Source organism: Prochlorococcus marinus CUG1435 (genome assembly GCA_017644375.1).
GTDB lineage: Bacteria > Cyanobacteriota > Cyanobacteriia > PCC-6307 > Cyanobiaceae > Prochlorococcus_A > Prochlorococcus_A marinus_AH.
In genome coordinates, this window is sequence record JAEPLP010000001.1 from 336099 (window position 1) to 351940 (window position 15842).

Sequence of the window (15842 nt, forward strand, 5' to 3'; positions counted from 1 at the left end):
ATCATTCTCTCAAGCAAAGAGGCATATCAAAAGGAACTCAAGAACAACGGTGTGGGTTCACAAATAGGAAGGTCATTATTTAATAAATTTTCAATTAAAGATATCATTCTCTTAAGCAAAGAGGCATATCAAAAAGAACTCAAGAACAACGGTGTGGGTTCACAAATAGGTAAGTCATTATTTAATAAATTCTCGATTAAAGATATCATTCTCTCAAGCAAAGAGGCATATCAAAAAGAACTCAAGAACAACGGTGTCGGTTCACAAATAGGTAAGTCATTATTTAATAAATTCTCGATTAAAGATTTTTCCTTCAATATTTCCAACAGATAAGCGTAATTTATAAAGGGGTACCGTCATGATATATAGAGGAAAGGGGTACACTTTCCTAAATAGAAACTTTGATGGATAATAAATTCATATTCAAAGAAGTTACCCAAACTTTACTCAAACCCTATATATTCGCCGAGATCCTATGGTACAACAGGAACCTAGCTACTGGCTAATGAACTATGTACCAGCTTGATATGACTAGGTTTTTTGAAATTTATCAAATCTTATTCTAGCAAAATTCTAGCAAAACTAATAAATATAAAGACATTTATTGAGTTAAAGATTTAGGATAATTTGTGATTGACAGTCGATCTAAAATAAAGGGCAACTAGCTGATTTTATATGAAGTTAAAAAATATTTTAAAAACTACTGGAGCACTTCATGTTCTATTGGGATTATTAATTATTTTCCTACTAATTTTTTCTGTGGAAACTATTGCAGGCAACGCTTCAACTGAAACATTGCTTCTTGTTAGAGGTACCGCTGATGTAGTAGCAGCTAGTAATTTAGGAATTGGATGTTTATTGATTATTTGTAGTTCTATAAAAGATAAAGCCTCTTTAAGAAAAGTTTTATCTGGTGAATTAGTTTTAATGTTTTGTTTTTTAGCAGTAGCTCTATTCAATTATTTTAATGCTGGAACAATTGTCGATGGTGGACCTCCTCCTCCTTTTTGGTTTGTTTTGATAGTTAATCCTCTTTTATGTATTTACGGATTAAATAAAGATAACAGATGAAACACTTTCTGCTTTCAGTACTAGCTGTTTTCGCTTTCATGTTAAAGTCCTAAGAATTTATTTATTTTTTATCTTAATGTCTAAAGGATTTTGGCTCGTTACTACCACAGTTACGAATCCAGCTTTTGCTGAATATGTTGAAGCATTTCAACCTTGGATCGACTCAGTAGGTGGTTCGGTATTTGCAAAGGATCTAGATGGTCAAACTGTTGAAGGGAAAGGTGGAAAATTATCTGTGATTATTGAGTTCCCATCAAAGCAAGCTGCAATTGATGCTTACAACAGTTCTAAATATCAGGAACTAAGCAAGTTACGCTGGGCTAACTCAATCGATACAAATATCACAATTATGGACGGGAGTGTAACTCATTAATGAGTACTAAATGGGACGACAATTCTTGGCAGAAAGAGTTTTTGGAAATGAAGTTTCATTCTCCTGCAGATGTAAAACTTTTAACTGAAGGTGTAAAAGGATTAATAGGTGCTTGGCGTTTAGGTGTTCTAAATCAGGAATACAAAAGACTTAAGAAGATACAAGAGGAGAATGATTGACAGTCGATCTAGAATAATGGGCAATTAGCTCCTTTTTTTATGTCTTGTTCAGTCACCTCCGTGTTTACTTTTAAAATTGAAAGTACTTTCGATGAATGGGCTGCAATATTTGATAGTGCGGAAGCAGATAAAAGGCATTCAGAATTTGATATTAAGCCGCTTTATAGAGGAGTAAGCAAGGAAGATCCTCAAAAAATAATTGTTATTCATCAAGCTCCAGAAGGTAATGTTCAAAAGTTTGTGGAAGCGAATGGTGACTGGATGGCAACTCATAGAGTTGACTTATCAACAATGGAGGAATCCTCTTGGACTGCTTCATTAACAAAGGATGATTGCTGTGATTAACAAATGAAAAGACTACTATTCCCACTTTTAGCTGCTCTTGCTTTACCTATTTCTATTTTTGCAGAACCTATTCCAAAAATTTCTGATTATGAATTATCAGCAGAAATTGCAGAAAAAATAGAATTTAAATGTCCTGTAAAAAGAGAGAGGGATAAAAAAGAGAAAAGGATAAAAGTCACAAAGCTGTATGAGGAATGTTGGTTTCAATTAAATGCTGATCATATTAATTTAATGGATATGCAAAAGATTAATAAAAAAAATATCATCTCTTATTCTCATATGATTGATACCAATGGTGAAGGAGATGCAATTGGAGCGCATTTTTTTATCTACAAAGCAAATGATGGCACCTTAAAAAGGATAGAAATTAATACTAAAACAAAACTGTTTGCGAGAAACTGGTGGAAGGAACATAAAAAAATTAATGAAGCGATAAATATTTGGATGAATAATTAATGACATCTCAGGCTGAGTTAAACGATAAATTTATTGGTACATAAATTGAGACTAAACGTCTTAATAGATAATGGCAAATGGTCTCATGATTTTAATTAAACTTATTTCTTCTAAAAAAGAAGAAAATGGATTCACAGTTATTGAACTCATTTTAGTTTTAATGATCTTTGGGATTTTATGTGCTATATCTGTGCCTCAATTTTCTTCTGTAACTAATAAAGCAAAACAAAAAGAAGCATCAGTAATTGTTTCTTCAATAATTAAGTCTGCCAAAGCTCACCAAGCTGAATGGGGATCACTACCCTTAAATATGGGGGAAATTTCTCAATATGCAAAGTTTCAAAAATGTATTGCAACTGATGTTGAGAATCAAGGTGCAAATGTTTGTAAAGAAAGCATATCAGTTGAAGTTTTTAATAATGAAGATCAATTTTTTTCTCAATCTGGGAACTACCATATTAAAATTCAAACCTCTTCAAATCCTTTAAACTTTCAAGTAAAAGCAAATCCTAATGGGAGAATTTATGCAAAAGAGGGAAGCGCAGTTGTTGGTTGTTATAGTCCAGAGCTAAATGTTTCACAGATCATAGAATATACTTCAAAATTTGAAGATAAAGGAATTAAGCAGCATATACTTTGTAAATCTGGACCTCAACTTCCTCTAAATGAATCAGTCGCCTTTGGTCCCGATAGCGGTCTTTCTTGCAGAGAAGCAAAATCTTTACCTGCAGGAATTAGTAGTGAATATGTTTATCTAAGTGGGAGGAGTAGATTATCTGTTCCGATAGTACCCGTTGATATAAGTGTTGGTAACTCATCATGGCGAGTAGAAGGTGTTACTTCTCCAATAGATAATACTTATAGTGATAGGCGCTGGTTAGAAACCTTTGCTGAAGAAGCAGCCTCTGTAATCAATAATTCAGAAGGCGAATATAGCGCAGAAATAGATCCTAATAATTCACAATCTATAAAAATTTACGGACCTACAGGTAATATCCAAAATGATATAGAGATGAAAATTGATATTTCGGAGCGTAGTCGTTTAAGTAGGGGAGTATATCCTTATGCCGTGCCATCTCTGGGAAATTTCAATGATAATTGGGATAATAATAAACAAGCTTATGTAATGCCTGATGAAAGCGATGGAGAGACTACTGGTGTATGTGATGGACGATAAGAGTGAACCTTTACTTCCCTAAATAAAAACTTTAATGGATAATAAATTAATATTAAACTAAGTTACCCAAACTTTACTCAAACCCTATATATTCGCCGAGATCCCATGCCACAAAAGGAACCTAACTACTGGCTAATGAACTATGACCCAGTATTCATACCAATGGATCTCAAAAATCAGATAAATTCCGTCCACACGTCGTCCACACTTTTAGTTGATTAAAACTCCATCAAGAAAAGCCTAAAAAGTTAAATCTGGTACTGACAAATATTTTAAAAATAAATACTATATGCCTAAATAATTATCTAGGAATTTAAATTCATGATTAAGAATTTATTCATAGCAATCGCTTTTGCTTTGATGCTCATCAACCCAAATATTTCTATAGCTGCCGAATCGCCTGTAGATGTACAAGAAGTCTTTGTAGGTTCTGAAACTATGGATGGTGATGCTCTTAAATATCCAAAAGGAAAAGCAGAAATAAGATTACAAAGAGTCGAATTAGCTGAGGGAGGGATAGTCCCGCTTCACTCTCATCCAATTCCATTATTAGGTAATGTTGAGCAAGGTACAATTGTTGTCAAAAGACAAGGTATGGAAGATCTTACCTATACAGCGGGGGATACATTTATAGTTGGTCCAAAGACACCAAAACATACAATGGGTAATGCAAAAACCGATAATGCAATAGTTTGGTTCGCAGCAATTGGAGCAAAAGATGTCCCAATTCTAATTCCTGCAGAAGGATAAATTTATCTATAAATCAATTTTTTTTAATTGACAGTCGACCTAACATAGAGGGATAAAACCCTCTTTTTTTTAAAGTTTTATTTTTTGAATAATGGGAAAAGAAACTTCTCAAATAACAGAAAAGGAAGCTTTGAGTATCTATGCGAGAATGCTACACACTCTTGATTCATCTGAGTTTGAATCGTTTTTGTCAGAAGACTTCTCATACTCCTCACAAAAAGTCTTAACCGATATGAACTCAAGAGATGAATTCATTGAATATATCAGACCAAAACTTGAAACAATCAAAAAATCTAAGGCTCCTGTTTATGCAGAATTAGGCGTCTGCCCAGCCTATGGGCACACCGATTGCCTTATCATGGCTCAAGGTGATAAGTCTAATCTACTTGGAGTTGCTTATGCTTCTGTACATGAAGGGGAAATATGTGGTCTTTCCTTGTGTATTGTTCCAACACCTGATTCGGCTAAACGAAGTGGAATTTATCCAGGTCTTTAATTTCCACAAATATAAAAAGTAGAGGGGAAAATTCAAGATTTAACTACTTAGCTTTTTAATACTCAAACTATTTTCTAATTTGCTAGTAACAGTAGTGAAGAAATCGTTGGGTTTTGGTTTTCTTTTTCAGCTTTGCACATCTCATGCTTTTTGGTTTCATTGATGTCAAATGAAAACCATTACCTTTTGGACAGCAGTAAGAATAAGAATGTCCTTTACCCTTAATTTTCATCTCACGAGCAACTACTTTCGCATCTTCCTGATTCCGATAACTAATTTTTTTGCACTTATAGCAATACTTTTCTACGATGTAACCTCTGTCTTGGATATATTCTGTTAGATTTTTTAGGTCGATTCGTTTCATGGTAAATAAATAAAAAGGTTTGTTTTTTAAAAATAATTTTTATAGTTATTGTTTTTAATAAAGAATATTTTCTAAAATTCAATTTTTTCTTCATCGTTTTGAAGATTCTCAAACATTAAAGTCATTGTTGGATTATTTTTAATTAATTTATCCACAGAGATACCTTGCAATTTTTTATTTAGACTTTTACTATTTTTAGTTAACGAATTCATAAGTATTTCTTTGCTATCTTCTGCAGCCTCAATAATCTTGTCCTGCAATTTAACAACAGAATCAATCTTGTTGAAAATTAATTTAAGATTCTTACTGGATGCTAACTGAATAGCTTCTAGAGATTCTCTAAAATTTTTTATATCTATAGTTTTTGATTGTTCTTTCTCAAGTAAATTTTTAAGATCCAATAACTCAATACCTAACTCCCTCAAGGTATAAATAGTTGATACAAAGCAATTTGGTCTAACAACAATCATTTTTGGATATTCATGGTAAACAGTGGTAAAACCATTGTTATATCTTTCATCTTCAGCCTCAAGAGTAGAAACTAAAACAGCATATTCGCAATTTTTTTCTCTTCTGTCTTTATCAAGTTTTTTAAAATATTGTTTATTAGTTTGTTTTTTAGTACTAGCTTCTTCTTCATTTTTCATCTCGAACATAATTGAAATGATTTCATTACCTTGTGAATCGTAATCTCTGAAAATATAATCTCCTTTTGTACCGGATGAACTATCATTATCTTTTTCGTAAGTTGCATAAGGAAGAATTCTTCTTATGTATTTGTCGTAATCAATTAGACATGTCTCTTCTAGTGATTCGCCAATCATTTTAGTATTCAGTTTTAATTTATTTTCTTTAATTCTTGTCAGTTCCTCTTGATGATCTCTCCTTTCATAATCTAAAAGTTTTTTTAGTGAATTCTTTTCTACTAAAACCTTATCTTTTTCCTCTTTGATTTTTTCTACTGCTTCAGCGATAGCTATCTTTTTATCTTTTTCATATGAAGTTTGGTTTAACTCATATTCTTTAATTATGTTTTCTTTATTATGAATAATTTCCTGATAATGAATTTTGAGTTCATTTTCTTTGTTTTCTAAAGCGTTCAACTTATCTTTATTAAAAGATTTTTCAGAATCAATATGACTTTGAATTTCAGTATCTTTTGAGTTAAGAACTTTTTGGAAGTGAATTTTTAATTCATTTTCCTTAATCTTCACTGCACTATCAACTTCTGCATTAACTCGTTTAGTTAATTGCTCCTCAAATAATTGGTCTCTGACTTGATTGATTATTGATGCATGATTAGCATCATCAATTTTCAAAGTGGCATTGCATTCAGGACACTTTATTTCGTGATTAGATTTCATGATAAGTTTGTAATGGGAAAAGTGGATTGGTTAATCTCTAACCCAACGTGCATCAAATCTTGCAGGATTTGGTGCACATTTTTTTGAGATAGAAGTTAAAAATTAGTAAAAAGAAAACTAATTTTTGATTAGTAAAAAGCTCTAATTAAAACTTTTCTTGAACTGCTTCGTTAATTTCTTTTTGTAAGGCATTTCTTAGTAAATGAGACATTGAAGTTCCAGGAGAAGAATTTGCTCTTAAGTAATTGAGTTGATCAACAGTAAGTTGCATAGAAACTCTTTTTAGGGAAAGGTTCATAATAAAAAAATTTAATTTTAAGACCCTCGTGAGGGTCTCATGCAATTAACAATAGTCCTTATAGACCTTATTGTCAACACATGCTCGTTATTTTGAGCACTTAAAGTGAATCTATTTATTTAAAAATAAGTCTACAGCTTGAATTATAAAAAAAGTATGATAAGGTTTATATAGGGTCTCAAATTTCCGAAAGCAATGCCAAACAAGGATAACGAAGCGTCTCACTTTAATCAAAAATTCGAAAGTAAAATGGATTTCTTGTTCAAAGAATTAAAAGAAATGAAAGCAATATTATTTTCTCATCAAGATAAACGTAAGGAAATTGATGAGCGTATTTCAATTCTTGAAAATGAAATTGATGAAAAAAATAAATTAAAAGCATTAAATAAAGATGAAGAAGATAAATATAAAAATCAACATGAAAAGCTGAAAGAAGCCGAGTCTAAAATTAAAGAAAAAATTAAGATAATATCAAACGATATTCAGCAAAAAGAAAAACAAATAGAAAAGATTGGAGATTCACACTTAAAAAATCTTAGATTATTGGCAAAAGAAACTGCCGCACAATCAGAAATTGTTCAACGCCAGTCAATGAGGCTTAAGCAACAATTATCGAAAAACAGAGCAAAACTTTCTGAAATGTATGAATATATAAAAAGCGATGCCTCAAAAAAAGATAAAAAAGTCGCTCAAGTTAAGGTTTATCTTACAGAACCTGAGTTAAAGATTCTAGAAAATCTTACTGCTCAGAAAGGTTCTGATAAATCATCAGTGATGAGAGATTTCCTTAGAGGAGAGAACATGTTTCCTTTTCGTGGTTTTTCTATTCAAAGTAAAAACAATTCTATTGGATCGTATATTTCTGGTGAGCCACCAAAATGTTTAATTAAGGTTTTTGAACCTAAGAAATTTGAGGATGTATATCAATACCCATATACCCTTGAGGAGGGCATCTGTATTATTATTAACTTTGCTTCACTGGACGAAATTAATCCAAATTTAAAACAAAGATGTATTGATTTTATGTATGGATCTATATTTAGATCTGAGGGTAAAATTACTGAAATAGGTCCATCCACAATAATTTGTACTCCTGAGGAGTCAAATATTAAGATAGAGGAAAATTTATCAAATTAAAGAAAGGATAGTTTTCTGATCTCGAAAAAGTAAAAATACTTTCCTTAAAATTAAATTTGATGGATAATAACTTAAGAAGCGGGTGCCGAAACGATTCTATCCACATCCTATCCACACTTCGCAATATTCTTCTAATCCCTTGATATGACTGAAATAAACTACTGGCTAATGAAAAGTGAGCGCGACTAGCTATCACTGCGATCTCAAGGAATCGTAATTTTTTATCCAAACTTTATCCAAACTTTTTTTGATTTACAGCCAATATAGATTGAGGAGCAATTAGCTATTTTTTTATGATTAATAAGGGGCGACAGGATTCGAAGCTGCGACCTAGTGCTCCCAAAGCAAAAACCCCCTACAAACTTGTTGCCTTATCAAATGGAAGATGGCGACGAATAGTCCTCATGCCTAGTCAGCTTTTAGGTTTGTGATCCCCTCTACCTTTTTTCTTTTCCCTAAAAATTAAATATGTCGTGAGTATTGTTGGGGGGAAAGCTAAGAACTGTGCATATGTCAGGTAAAAACGGAACTTATTATGATACTTCTGAATTTCAATTCTCTGTTTACTAGTCAATAAACTTCGATCTTTATCATAAGACTCTGGCGTAGGAAGAATAAAACTATGAATAGAACCGGTAAAAATGAAAAAAACAACGAAGAAAACTATGAGTTTAAAAATTGAATACAAACAACCTTTCACATGATTTATTCCTCTACATCTTTTCTAGCCATAAAAATCAAAAAAGTCTCATGGGTCCTTTTTTAGAAATACTTTGTGGGTCTGTTCGCGCCTCGAAAATTTTCTAGACACTAGCCTAATTTAGGAAAATCCGTTTTATTATTTGGAAGATCAGCAAAAATAAAAAAAAGCTTAATCAAATATTGTTTGTATTAGAAAAAATATTTATCTTTTTTATTCTGCATTAATTAAAAAGGTTTTTGTACTCGTGTGTAGGAGCGCGGGGTTAACCTTGAAACCGCTAGGCTCAAGTCCTTACGAAAAGGGCAAGTCCTTAGACCACTTATAACTAAGAAACACACTCATCACAAGTAAAAATAACTTGATTGACAGTCGATCTAACATAGAGGGATAAAACCCTCTTTTTTAATGGAATTATTTATAGCTTTAGGATTGCCAATAGTTCTATTAGTTGGATTAACACTCCTTTTCATGTCAGATGGTATTCCAAGTTGGGTTCAACAATTCAAAAGAAATAGTTCAACTCTATGGAATTTCGGTATTGTTGCAATGGGAACTATGACGGTAATAATTTACTTAGCTAGAAGATAAAACCATGACATTGTTTCACCTAATATTTTTTGTTCTTTTAGGAAGATTAGTCACCCTTTTAATTTCACAAGCATGGACTTCTTCAGTTATTACGGGAGTCGTTTTTGTAAGCTATCTAATTTGGTTGTATTGGATTCTTAACAATAATGTAAAAGGTGAACAACGATATAACAGAACTATTTGGATAGTCCTTTTTTGTTTAGGGATTTGGTTAGTTCAACCTTTAATTTTTATAGATCCAGATTCAAAAAATGCTTCTCAAAATATGGAAAACGATCCTAAAATAGAAATTAACCAGACAGCGGAATCTGATATATTCTCAAACTTTTTAAAGAATCTTGAGAACGAAGACTTCCTTAAACAAGAAATAAGAATTCTGAGTGAAGATCTCGCCAAAGAACCAGATTCTTATAATTACGTAACGAGAGGTGTGCTTTACTTGTTATTAAAGAAATATCAAAGTGGCTTAAATGATATGAATAAAGCTCTTAAGTTGGAGCCTGACTATATGGACGCCTACTTTTATAGAGGAGTAATAAGACTAAATATGAGAGCTGATGCAGGATCACTCAAAGTTAAGAAAGGATGCAAAGACATCAAAACTGCATATAAAGCCGGTCAACAAGACGCGATTTATTGGGTCAAAGATAATCAGGAATTATTAAAAAGAAAAAAATGCAAAATTTAATATCTCAAAAAAATAAATTCATTGGTTTATCTTTAGACGATGCTTGTGGAAAAATCCATGGAGATTTTTGAAATAAACTTATCAAAGTTCATCAGGTTTAAGATGATATCAAAATTACCCCATACCACCCATCACTTTCCTAAATAGAAACTTTGATGGATAATAAATTTATACACAAAAAAGTTTGGATAACATGTTCTCCAAGCCTTAAAAATCGCGGAGATCCCTTGATATGACTGAAGAAAAGTTTTGGCTAATGAAAAGTGAGCCCGATGCCTATAGCATAGATAATTTACAAAATGATGGTTTAACTTTATGGGATGGTATAAGAAATTATCAAGCCAGAAATTTTATGAGAAATATGAATAAAGGAGATAAAGTCTTTTTTTATCATTCCAACTGCAAACCACCAGGTATTGTTGGAATTATGGAGGTGATAGATCTTAATATTGTTGATCCTACCCAATTTGATAAAGATTCAAAATATTATGATCCAAAATCTAAACCTGACAATCCGAGATGGGATTGTGTAAAAGTCAAATACATTTCTAAGTCAAAAAAAATTCTTAGTTTACCTGAATTAAAGACTTTATTTTGTGAGGATGAATTATTAGTTGTTAAGAAAGGGAATAGGTTATCGATACTACCTGTGCGAAAGGATATAGCAAAAACACTAATAGAAAAAATGTAAAAGTTTTTAGTCGTTAAAATTCATTGAAAACATATTTCCAATATATAGTCTCGTTAGATCCCTATTTTGAAATCCTTTTTGCATCAAAAATCCTGCAATAGCAGCTTGCAGTATTCTATATTGATCCCAATTAGGATGTTCCTCCACAAATTCTTTCATAGCCTTTTGAAGATTTTCTTGCAGTTCACATTTAAAGCTAATTACTTCATCATCCTTCTGATTTAAAGCTACTTGATTAACATCAAAATTTAGTTTTTGCATATTCAAAATTTATTAAATTTATATTTACCAATTAAGTTTTCTTCAAAATTACAAAATCGTCAACAAGTTTCAATAAGAAACAGTCTCAGGTAATAGAATAATGAGAATACAGTTACCACAGGGTTTCTAAAGGAAACTAATTTTTGAAAAATAAATCTCAACTAAATATAAAGAATTATATAAAATCAGAAGTTTTCCACATTCTTTAGATCATTAAATAATTTTTTAAAAATAGTTGTGGAAAAGTTGTGAAAAATTGTTTTGGGCAAGGGGAATTTTTTTAAAAAATTTCCAATTTTATTTATTTTTTAATTCATTGATTCCCACATCTTTTTTGTTTCATAAAATAAATTTTGTGCTAACGGTATCGGCCAATACATTTCAAAAGATCTTGTTTGATCTTGACTCTCAAAAATAAACCTTAAACTCCATTCATCCTTCTTTCCTTCTAAGTTAATGTACCAAGGTAGTTGTTCTAATTCTAAAGAAATAGACTCTTCATCCATTAATTCATTTTTAATATCTAGTAGTTCTTCATAAATTTTTAGAAGTGAAAGATAAAGGGAATGAAATTCACTTTTTTGTAACTCAATTGACCAATTATCAACACTAATCAAAAAACAGAATTTGCCTTTTTTAAAATCTTTAAGCAATCTCCATCTGCTTTGTTTTTTTAACAAAATTAACCAGGAAGTAAATCTGGTTGGTCTTGTTCATCGCTTAGTTCAATAATTGACCTTTGAACAGGTTTGATAGTTGACTCCTCTAATAATCCATCAAAATCATCAAAGCGTCTTTGTTTAGCCCTGAAAGCAATTTTAACTGTGGTTAAATATCTATTAGTCGATTTTCTTATTAGGCTCTCACCTCTTTTTGCAAGATCATTAGAATCAATTCCAGTATTATTTAATATGTTCATTAAAAAGTTTAATTTATCTTAAAGTATATTTTACAGTTAATTGGACGAATTAAAAACATAAATTACAAAAAGCACTTAATTAATTCAAAAAAATTTCATATGGAAGAAAATTTATCTGGAACGCTTGCAATTGATTTAGGTAATACTAATACTGTAATAGCTTTTCAAGATGAAAAAGATATCAATTCTGTTTTAGTCGACATACCAAACATAACATCATCTCCTGGAGTTGTGCCTACAGCAGTTTGGTTCGAAGAACCTTCAAAAATTTTGAAAATTGGTATTAGCGCATTACAGATGAGGAATTGCTCTAATTCAGAATTGTTTTTCCATTCAAATTTTAAAAGATTAATCGGAAATCCTATTGAAAAAATTAATCTAAAAAATATATTAAACCCCACTGAATGTGGCGAAAAATTTTTTAAATTTTTGTGGGATAATATACCTCAAAAATATGAAGTCAAAAGACTTGTTTTAACTGCTCCTATTGATACATATAAAGGTTACAGAAAATGGTTAGTTAACCTTTGTGAAGAGTTATCTGTAGATGAAATAGCGCTAGTTGATGAACCAACTGCAGCAAGTTTAGGAGTTAAGGTGCCATTTGGCTCCACAATTTTGACATTAGACATTGGAGGAAGCACAGTAGATATGAATATAGTCAAAATAGAGGGGGGAGAAGGTAAATCTGGTCCGATAGCTGAATTATTAAAATTTAAAGGAAATGATGTGAGCTCAATTTCAAAACAAAAAATAAGGTGCGCTGAAATAATTAGTAAAACTGGCTCAAAGATTGGCGGTAAAGATATTGATCAATGGATTGTAGATTATTTTATTCCAGACAATAAATTTAAAAATAATCTTTTAAAGGCTGAAGAAATCAAATGTAAACTAAGCTCATCTCAAATAAAATATGAAAATGAATACCCAATAAAATTTTTAATTGAAGGCAATGAAGAAAAAGATTTTTACCTAAGTAAAGAAATATTTGAAAAAATTATTATTGAGAATAATTTCTTAAACCATCTTAACTCTTTATTTAAAGATTTATTAAATGAAGCAAGAGGCAAATTTTGCACAGTTGATGATTTATTTGCAATTATCCTTGTTGGAGGGGGAACTCAAATACCACTTATAAAAGAGTGGGTAAGACAAAAAATTCCAAAAGTTGATATAAAGTCCCCACCACCTATTGAATCAATAGCTCTTGGAGCTTTAGCCATGACCCCAGGAGTAAAAATTAAAGACATCTTAAATAAAGGATTATCAATTAGATTATTAAATAAAAGACAACAAAAACACTTTTGGCATCCTATTTTTTGTAAAGGTCAAACTTGGCCAACTGAAAACCCATTTAAGCTTGTCCTTCAAGCTAGTCAAAATAATCAAACAATATTTGAAATAATAATTGGCGAAACAAAAAAAGATAGAGAATATGATGTGATTTTTGAAGATGGATTACCAAAATTATCAGAAGTTCAAAGTGCAGAAGAAATAATAAAATGGGATAAAAAACCACTTAAATTAGAACTAAAAAATAAATCTAATATTGGAGAAGATAACTTAACACTTTTCTTCAAAATCTCAAAAAAAGCTGACTTATTAGTTAAATGTTTCGATAATAAAAATGAGTTTTTAGGAGAGTATAATTTAGGAAATATTAATTGATCTAAAGTTATTCAAGAAAAATTCCTTCTTCATTATCAACACTATTGAGAAGCAAACTAATACTTTCTTTTTTACTAGTTGGTACTTTCTTACCACAAAAATCAGGATGAATAGGTAACTCTCTATGACCTCTATCTACCATTACTAATAACATCACTCTTTGAGGTCTACCCCATGAATATAGAGCATCCATTGCAGCTCTAATTGTTCTCCCTGTATAAATTACATCGTCTACCAAAAGAATCTCTTGATTCTCAATAGGAATTGGAATATCAGTGGCTTTTATTAGGCGAGTTCCTACCCTATTTTGATCATCTCTATAAAAAGTTGGATCAATAATTCCTTTTTTAATTTTTAAACCTGTCTTAGAGAATAATTCTCTTTCTAAAACTTCGGTCAGATAAATGCCTCTAGTAGGAATACCAACCAAAAGAAGATTATCTAGATTTTTTACCTTTTCAATAATTTCGGAACTTAAACGTGAAAGAGTTTTTCTAAGATCTACTTCATTAAGTATTACAATCCTTTTTGTTTTATTAGACATGATTTGTCAATAAATAAAGTTCTTTCAATATTTCATAAATTAGCAAAAGCTAACTATATTAAACATAGATTGTTAAAGAGCAGCTTTTATAGCTAAATTGAAGATTGGATCACTTAAAAATAAATTTGATCTAGATATGTCAAAGATTAGCAGCAAAAATATAAATAAATTGAATGTGCCGCAGAGCCCTGTAGTTCTAGCAATACTTGATGGATGGGGACATAGAGAAGATACATCCAACAATGCAATAAAAGCGGCCCATACACCAATCATGGATTCATTGTGGCATGCATATCCTCACACTCTAATCAACGCTAGTGGATCTGAGGTAGGCCTCCCAGATGGTCAAATGGGTAATTCTGAGGTGGGTCATCTTACCATTGGTTCGGGAAGAATAATCCAACAAGAACTTGTAAGGATTTCGAATATAGTAAAAAATAATCAGTTAGGAATTCTTAATGAATTAAAGGAGATGGCTAATTCATTAAAGAAAAACAACTCTACTTTGCACATCACGGGATTATGCTCTGATGGAGGGGTACATAGTCATATAGATCACTTATTAGGTTTAATAAAATGGGCATCTGATAATGAAATCAAAAAAGTAGCAATTCATATTATTACCGATGGAAGAGATACTCCTGCAAAAAGCGCATCTAAATATCTAAGTCAAATAGAGTCATGCATAAAGAAATACAATACTGGTGAGATAGCCTCTATATGCGGAAGATACTGGATGATGGATAGAAATCTTTTATGGGATAGAACAGAAAGAGCTTATGCTAATTTGACAGATCCAGATCTTAAAGTAACAGATATTTCTCCAAAAGAATACATTACAAAAAGTTATGGCAAAAACATAACTGATGAATTTATAGAGCCTATAAGAATATCCGAAAACTATCTTAAAGATGGAGATAGTTTAATTTGCTTTAACTTCCGCCCTGACAGAGCAAGACAAATAATCCAGTCTCTTTCAGATAAGGAATTCACAGATTTTGAAAGGAAAATTTTCCCAAATTTAGATTTAATTACATTTACTCAATATGACATAAACTTTCCCGTCAAAGTTGCATTTCCTCCTGAATCTCTTAATAATTTCATTGGCCAAATAGTTTCAGAAAACGGACTCAAACAATACAGAACAGCTGAAACAGAAAAATATCCACACGTTACATACTTTTTTAATGGAGGAGTAGAAATTCCTTTACCTGGAGAAGAGAGACATCTAATTCCATCTCCAAGAGTAGCCACCTATGATTTACAACCTGAAATGTCAGCAGAAGAATTAACTAATAGTTGTTCTAAAGCTATTAAAAGTGGAAATTATGCTTTTGTTGTAATCAATTTTGCTAATCCTGATATGGTAGGTCATACAGGAAATATGAATGCCACGATTAAAGCTATAGAGAAGGTAGATAAATGTGTAGGTCAAATAGTTAATGCAACTGGAGAAATGGGTGGGAGCATTCTTATAACCGCTGATCATGGTAATGCAGAAGTAATGAAAGGGCCTTCAGGAGAACCTTGGACAGCACACACTATAAATAAAGTTCCTTTAATTTTTATTGAAGGTGAAAAAAGAAAAATTCCGAATATGGGGAATGATATTTATTTAAGGGATAATGCTGGCTTAGCAGATATTGCGCCAACTTTATTGCAATTATTAAATCTCCCAATTCCAAAAGAAATGACAGGTAAATCTTTAATCAAAGAAGTAGAATTAACAGGTTATAATAAAGTCATACAACACGTCTAAAATTAGTACTA

The 15842-nt window shown here is 31.3% G+C and carries 22 protein-coding genes; 16 read left to right on the forward strand and 6 right to left on the reverse strand.

Annotated elements, in window-relative coordinates; all coding sequences use genetic code 11:
* The first annotated feature begins 63 nt into the window (after positions 1-63).
* From JJ844_02010 to JJ844_02050, 9 genes are all read left to right on the forward strand, one after another.
* Positions 64-333, forward strand: a complete 270-nt coding sequence (locus tag JJ844_02010) for a hypothetical protein (GenBank protein MBO6974451.1) — start codon at positions 64-66, stop codon at positions 331-333.
* A 342-nt stretch (positions 334-675) separates the two neighbouring features.
* Complete coding sequence (locus JJ844_02015; GenBank protein ID MBO6974452.1) at positions 676-1071, forward strand: hypothetical protein; 396 nt, start codon at positions 676-678, stop codon at positions 1069-1071.
* Positions 1072-1147: 76 nt separating this feature from the next.
* Complete coding sequence (locus JJ844_02020) at positions 1148-1444, forward strand: DUF1330 domain-containing protein (protein MBO6974453.1); 297 nt, start codon at positions 1148-1150, stop codon at positions 1442-1444.
* A complete protein-coding gene (locus JJ844_02025; GenBank protein MBO6974454.1) occupies positions 1444-1623 on the forward strand; it encodes a hypothetical protein in 180 nt (59 codons plus the stop codon). The genes JJ844_02020 and JJ844_02025 overlap by 1 nt, the downstream gene beginning before the upstream one ends.
* A 39-nt stretch (positions 1624-1662) precedes the next feature.
* Positions 1663-1968, forward strand: coding sequence for a DUF3764 family protein (locus JJ844_02030; protein ID MBO6974455.1), 306 nt, complete (start codon positions 1663-1665; stop codon positions 1966-1968).
* A 3-nt stretch (positions 1969-1971) separates the two neighbouring features.
* Positions 1972-2424: a hypothetical protein gene (locus tag JJ844_02035; protein MBO6974456.1), complete on the forward strand. Its 453-nt coding sequence runs from the start codon at positions 1972-1974 to the stop codon at positions 2422-2424.
* A gap of 70 nt (positions 2425-2494) precedes the next feature.
* Positions 2495-3601, forward strand: coding sequence for a type II secretion system protein (locus tag JJ844_02040; protein ID MBO6974457.1), 1107 nt, complete (start codon positions 2495-2497; stop codon positions 3599-3601).
* Positions 3602-3922: 321 nt separating this feature from the next.
* Complete coding sequence (locus tag JJ844_02045; GenBank protein ID MBO6974458.1) at positions 3923-4351, forward strand: cupin domain-containing protein; 429 nt, start codon at positions 3923-3925, stop codon at positions 4349-4351.
* Positions 4352-4442: 91 nt separating this feature from the next.
* Positions 4443-4847, forward strand: coding sequence for a hypothetical protein (locus JJ844_02050; GenBank protein ID MBO6974459.1), 405 nt, complete (start codon positions 4443-4445; stop codon positions 4845-4847).
* Positions 4848-5282: 435 nt separating this feature from the next.
* Here the strand turns inward: JJ844_02050 and JJ844_02055 are convergent, their stop codons facing one another.
* Both JJ844_02055 and JJ844_02060 read right to left on the reverse strand, forming a co-directional pair.
* On the reverse strand, positions 5283-6575 hold the full coding sequence (locus tag JJ844_02055; protein ID MBO6974460.1) for a DUF2130 domain-containing protein: 1293 nt from the start codon (positions 6573-6575) through the stop codon (positions 5283-5285).
* Between the two features lie 145 nt (positions 6576-6720).
* Positions 6721-6873 (reverse strand): hypothetical protein, encoded by a 153-nt coding sequence (locus JJ844_02060; GenBank protein ID MBO6974461.1) that lies wholly within the window; start codon positions 6871-6873, stop codon positions 6721-6723.
* Between the two features lie 195 nt (positions 6874-7068).
* Between JJ844_02060 and sepF the strand changes: the two genes are divergently transcribed.
* The 5 genes from sepF (at position 7069) to JJ844_02085 (ending at position 10680) form a co-directional block, all read left to right on the forward strand.
* Positions 7069-8010 carry a cell division protein SepF gene (sepF, locus tag JJ844_02065; GenBank protein MBO6974462.1) on the forward strand — a complete coding sequence of 314 codons (942 nt, stop codon included), beginning with the start codon at positions 7069-7071 and terminating at the stop codon, positions 8008-8010.
* 293 nt (positions 8011-8303) lie between these two features.
* Positions 8304-8441 (forward strand): hypothetical protein, encoded by a 138-nt coding sequence (locus JJ844_02070; GenBank protein ID MBO6974463.1) that lies wholly within the window; start codon positions 8304-8306, stop codon positions 8439-8441.
* A gap of 677 nt (positions 8442-9118) precedes the next feature.
* On the forward strand, positions 9119-9301 hold the full coding sequence (locus tag JJ844_02075; GenBank protein MBO6974464.1) for a hypothetical protein: 183 nt from the start codon (positions 9119-9121) through the stop codon (positions 9299-9301).
* Between the two features lie 4 nt (positions 9302-9305).
* On the forward strand, positions 9306-9989 hold the full coding sequence (locus tag JJ844_02080) for a hypothetical protein (protein ID MBO6974465.1): 684 nt from the start codon (positions 9306-9308) through the stop codon (positions 9987-9989).
* Positions 9990-10221: 232 nt separating this feature from the next.
* Entirely contained in the window at positions 10222-10680 is a 459-nt protein-coding gene (locus JJ844_02085; GenBank protein MBO6974466.1) for an EVE domain-containing protein, read from the forward strand.
* A 6-nt stretch (positions 10681-10686) separates the two neighbouring features.
* On the opposite strand, the gene JJ844_02090 is transcribed toward JJ844_02085, so the two are convergent.
* The 3 genes from JJ844_02090 to JJ844_02100 all read right to left on the reverse strand — a co-directional run bounded on the left by JJ844_02090 (position 10687) and on the right by JJ844_02100 (position 11860).
* On the reverse strand, positions 10687-10941 hold the full coding sequence (locus tag JJ844_02090; GenBank protein ID MBO6974467.1) for a DUF2811 domain-containing protein: 255 nt from the start codon (positions 10939-10941) through the stop codon (positions 10687-10689).
* 308 nt (positions 10942-11249) lie between these two features.
* A complete protein-coding gene (locus tag JJ844_02095) occupies positions 11250-11621 on the reverse strand; it encodes a DUF1818 family protein (protein MBO6974468.1) in 372 nt (123 codons plus the stop codon).
* Positions 11622-11623: 2 nt separating this feature from the next.
* Positions 11624-11860, reverse strand: a complete 237-nt coding sequence (locus JJ844_02100) for a DNA-directed RNA polymerase subunit omega (GenBank protein ID MBO6974469.1) — start codon at positions 11858-11860, stop codon at positions 11624-11626.
* A 99-nt stretch (positions 11861-11959) separates the two neighbouring features.
* On the opposite strand from JJ844_02100, the gene JJ844_02105 reads away from it, so the two are divergent.
* The gene (locus tag JJ844_02105) at positions 11960-13528 is read left to right on the forward strand and encodes an Hsp70 family protein (protein ID MBO6974470.1); all 1569 of its coding nucleotides are present in this window, start codon (positions 11960-11962) and stop codon (positions 13526-13528) included.
* Positions 13529-13535: 7 nt separating this feature from the next.
* Here the strand turns inward: JJ844_02105 and pyrR are convergent, their stop codons facing one another.
* Positions 13536-14072, reverse strand: coding sequence for a bifunctional pyr operon transcriptional regulator/uracil phosphoribosyltransferase PyrR (pyrR, locus tag JJ844_02110; protein MBO6974471.1), 537 nt, complete (start codon positions 14070-14072; stop codon positions 13536-13538).
* Between the two features lie 136 nt (positions 14073-14208).
* Between pyrR and JJ844_02115 the strand changes: the two genes are divergently transcribed.
* The gene (locus JJ844_02115) at positions 14209-15831 is read left to right on the forward strand and encodes a 2,3-bisphosphoglycerate-independent phosphoglycerate mutase (protein MBO6974472.1); all 1623 of its coding nucleotides are present in this window, start codon (positions 14209-14211) and stop codon (positions 15829-15831) included.
* The last annotated feature ends 11 nt before the right edge of the window (positions 15832-15842 follow it).

Excerpts from the sequence above, each read along its gene's own strand:
- JJ844_02015 (MBO6974452.1), top strand. The coding sequence starts at position 676 with ATGAAGTTAAAAAATATTTTAAAAACTACTGGAGCACTTCATGTTCTA.
- JJ844_02020 (MBO6974453.1), top strand. The coding sequence starts at position 1,148 with ATGTCTAAAGGATTTTGGCTCGTTACTACCACAGTTACGAATCCAGCT.
- JJ844_02025 (MBO6974454.1), top strand. The coding sequence starts at position 1,444 with ATGAGTACTAAATGGGACGACAATTCTTGGCAGAAAGAGTTTTTGGAA.
- JJ844_02030 (MBO6974455.1), top strand. The coding sequence starts at position 1,663 with ATGTCTTGTTCAGTCACCTCCGTGTTTACTTTTAAAATTGAAAGTACT.
- JJ844_02035 (MBO6974456.1), top strand. The coding sequence starts at position 1,972 with ATGAAAAGACTACTATTCCCACTTTTAGCTGCTCTTGCTTTACCTATT.
- JJ844_02040 (MBO6974457.1), top strand. The coding sequence starts at position 2,495 with ATGGCAAATGGTCTCATGATTTTAATTAAACTTATTTCTTCTAAAAAA.
- JJ844_02045 (MBO6974458.1), top strand. The coding sequence starts at position 3,923 with ATGATTAAGAATTTATTCATAGCAATCGCTTTTGCTTTGATGCTCATC.
- JJ844_02050 (MBO6974459.1), top strand. The coding sequence starts at position 4,443 with ATGGGAAAAGAAACTTCTCAAATAACAGAAAAGGAAGCTTTGAGTATC.
- JJ844_02055 (MBO6974460.1), bottom strand. The coding sequence starts at position 6,575 with ATGAAATCTAATCACGAAATAAAGTGTCCTGAATGCAATGCCACTTTG.
- JJ844_02060 (MBO6974461.1), bottom strand. The coding sequence starts at position 6,873 with ATGAACCTTTCCCTAAAAAGAGTTTCTATGCAACTTACTGTTGATCAA.
- sepF (MBO6974462.1), top strand. The coding sequence starts at position 7,069 with ATGCCAAACAAGGATAACGAAGCGTCTCACTTTAATCAAAAATTCGAA.
- JJ844_02070 (MBO6974463.1), top strand. The coding sequence starts at position 8,304 with ATGATTAATAAGGGGCGACAGGATTCGAAGCTGCGACCTAGTGCTCCC.
- JJ844_02075 (MBO6974464.1), top strand. The coding sequence starts at position 9,119 with ATGGAATTATTTATAGCTTTAGGATTGCCAATAGTTCTATTAGTTGGA.
- JJ844_02080 (MBO6974465.1), top strand. The coding sequence starts at position 9,306 with ATGACATTGTTTCACCTAATATTTTTTGTTCTTTTAGGAAGATTAGTC.
- JJ844_02085 (MBO6974466.1), top strand. The coding sequence starts at position 10,222 with ATGACTGAAGAAAAGTTTTGGCTAATGAAAAGTGAGCCCGATGCCTAT.
- JJ844_02090 (MBO6974467.1), bottom strand. The coding sequence starts at position 10,941 with ATGCAAAAACTAAATTTTGATGTTAATCAAGTAGCTTTAAATCAGAAG.
- JJ844_02100 (MBO6974469.1), bottom strand. The coding sequence starts at position 11,860 with ATGAACATATTAAATAATACTGGAATTGATTCTAATGATCTTGCAAAA.
- JJ844_02105 (MBO6974470.1), top strand. The coding sequence starts at position 11,960 with ATGGAAGAAAATTTATCTGGAACGCTTGCAATTGATTTAGGTAATACT.
- pyrR (MBO6974471.1), bottom strand. The coding sequence starts at position 14,072 with ATGTCTAATAAAACAAAAAGGATTGTAATACTTAATGAAGTAGATCTT.
- JJ844_02115 (MBO6974472.1), top strand. The coding sequence starts at position 14,209 with ATGTCAAAGATTAGCAGCAAAAATATAAATAAATTGAATGTGCCGCAG.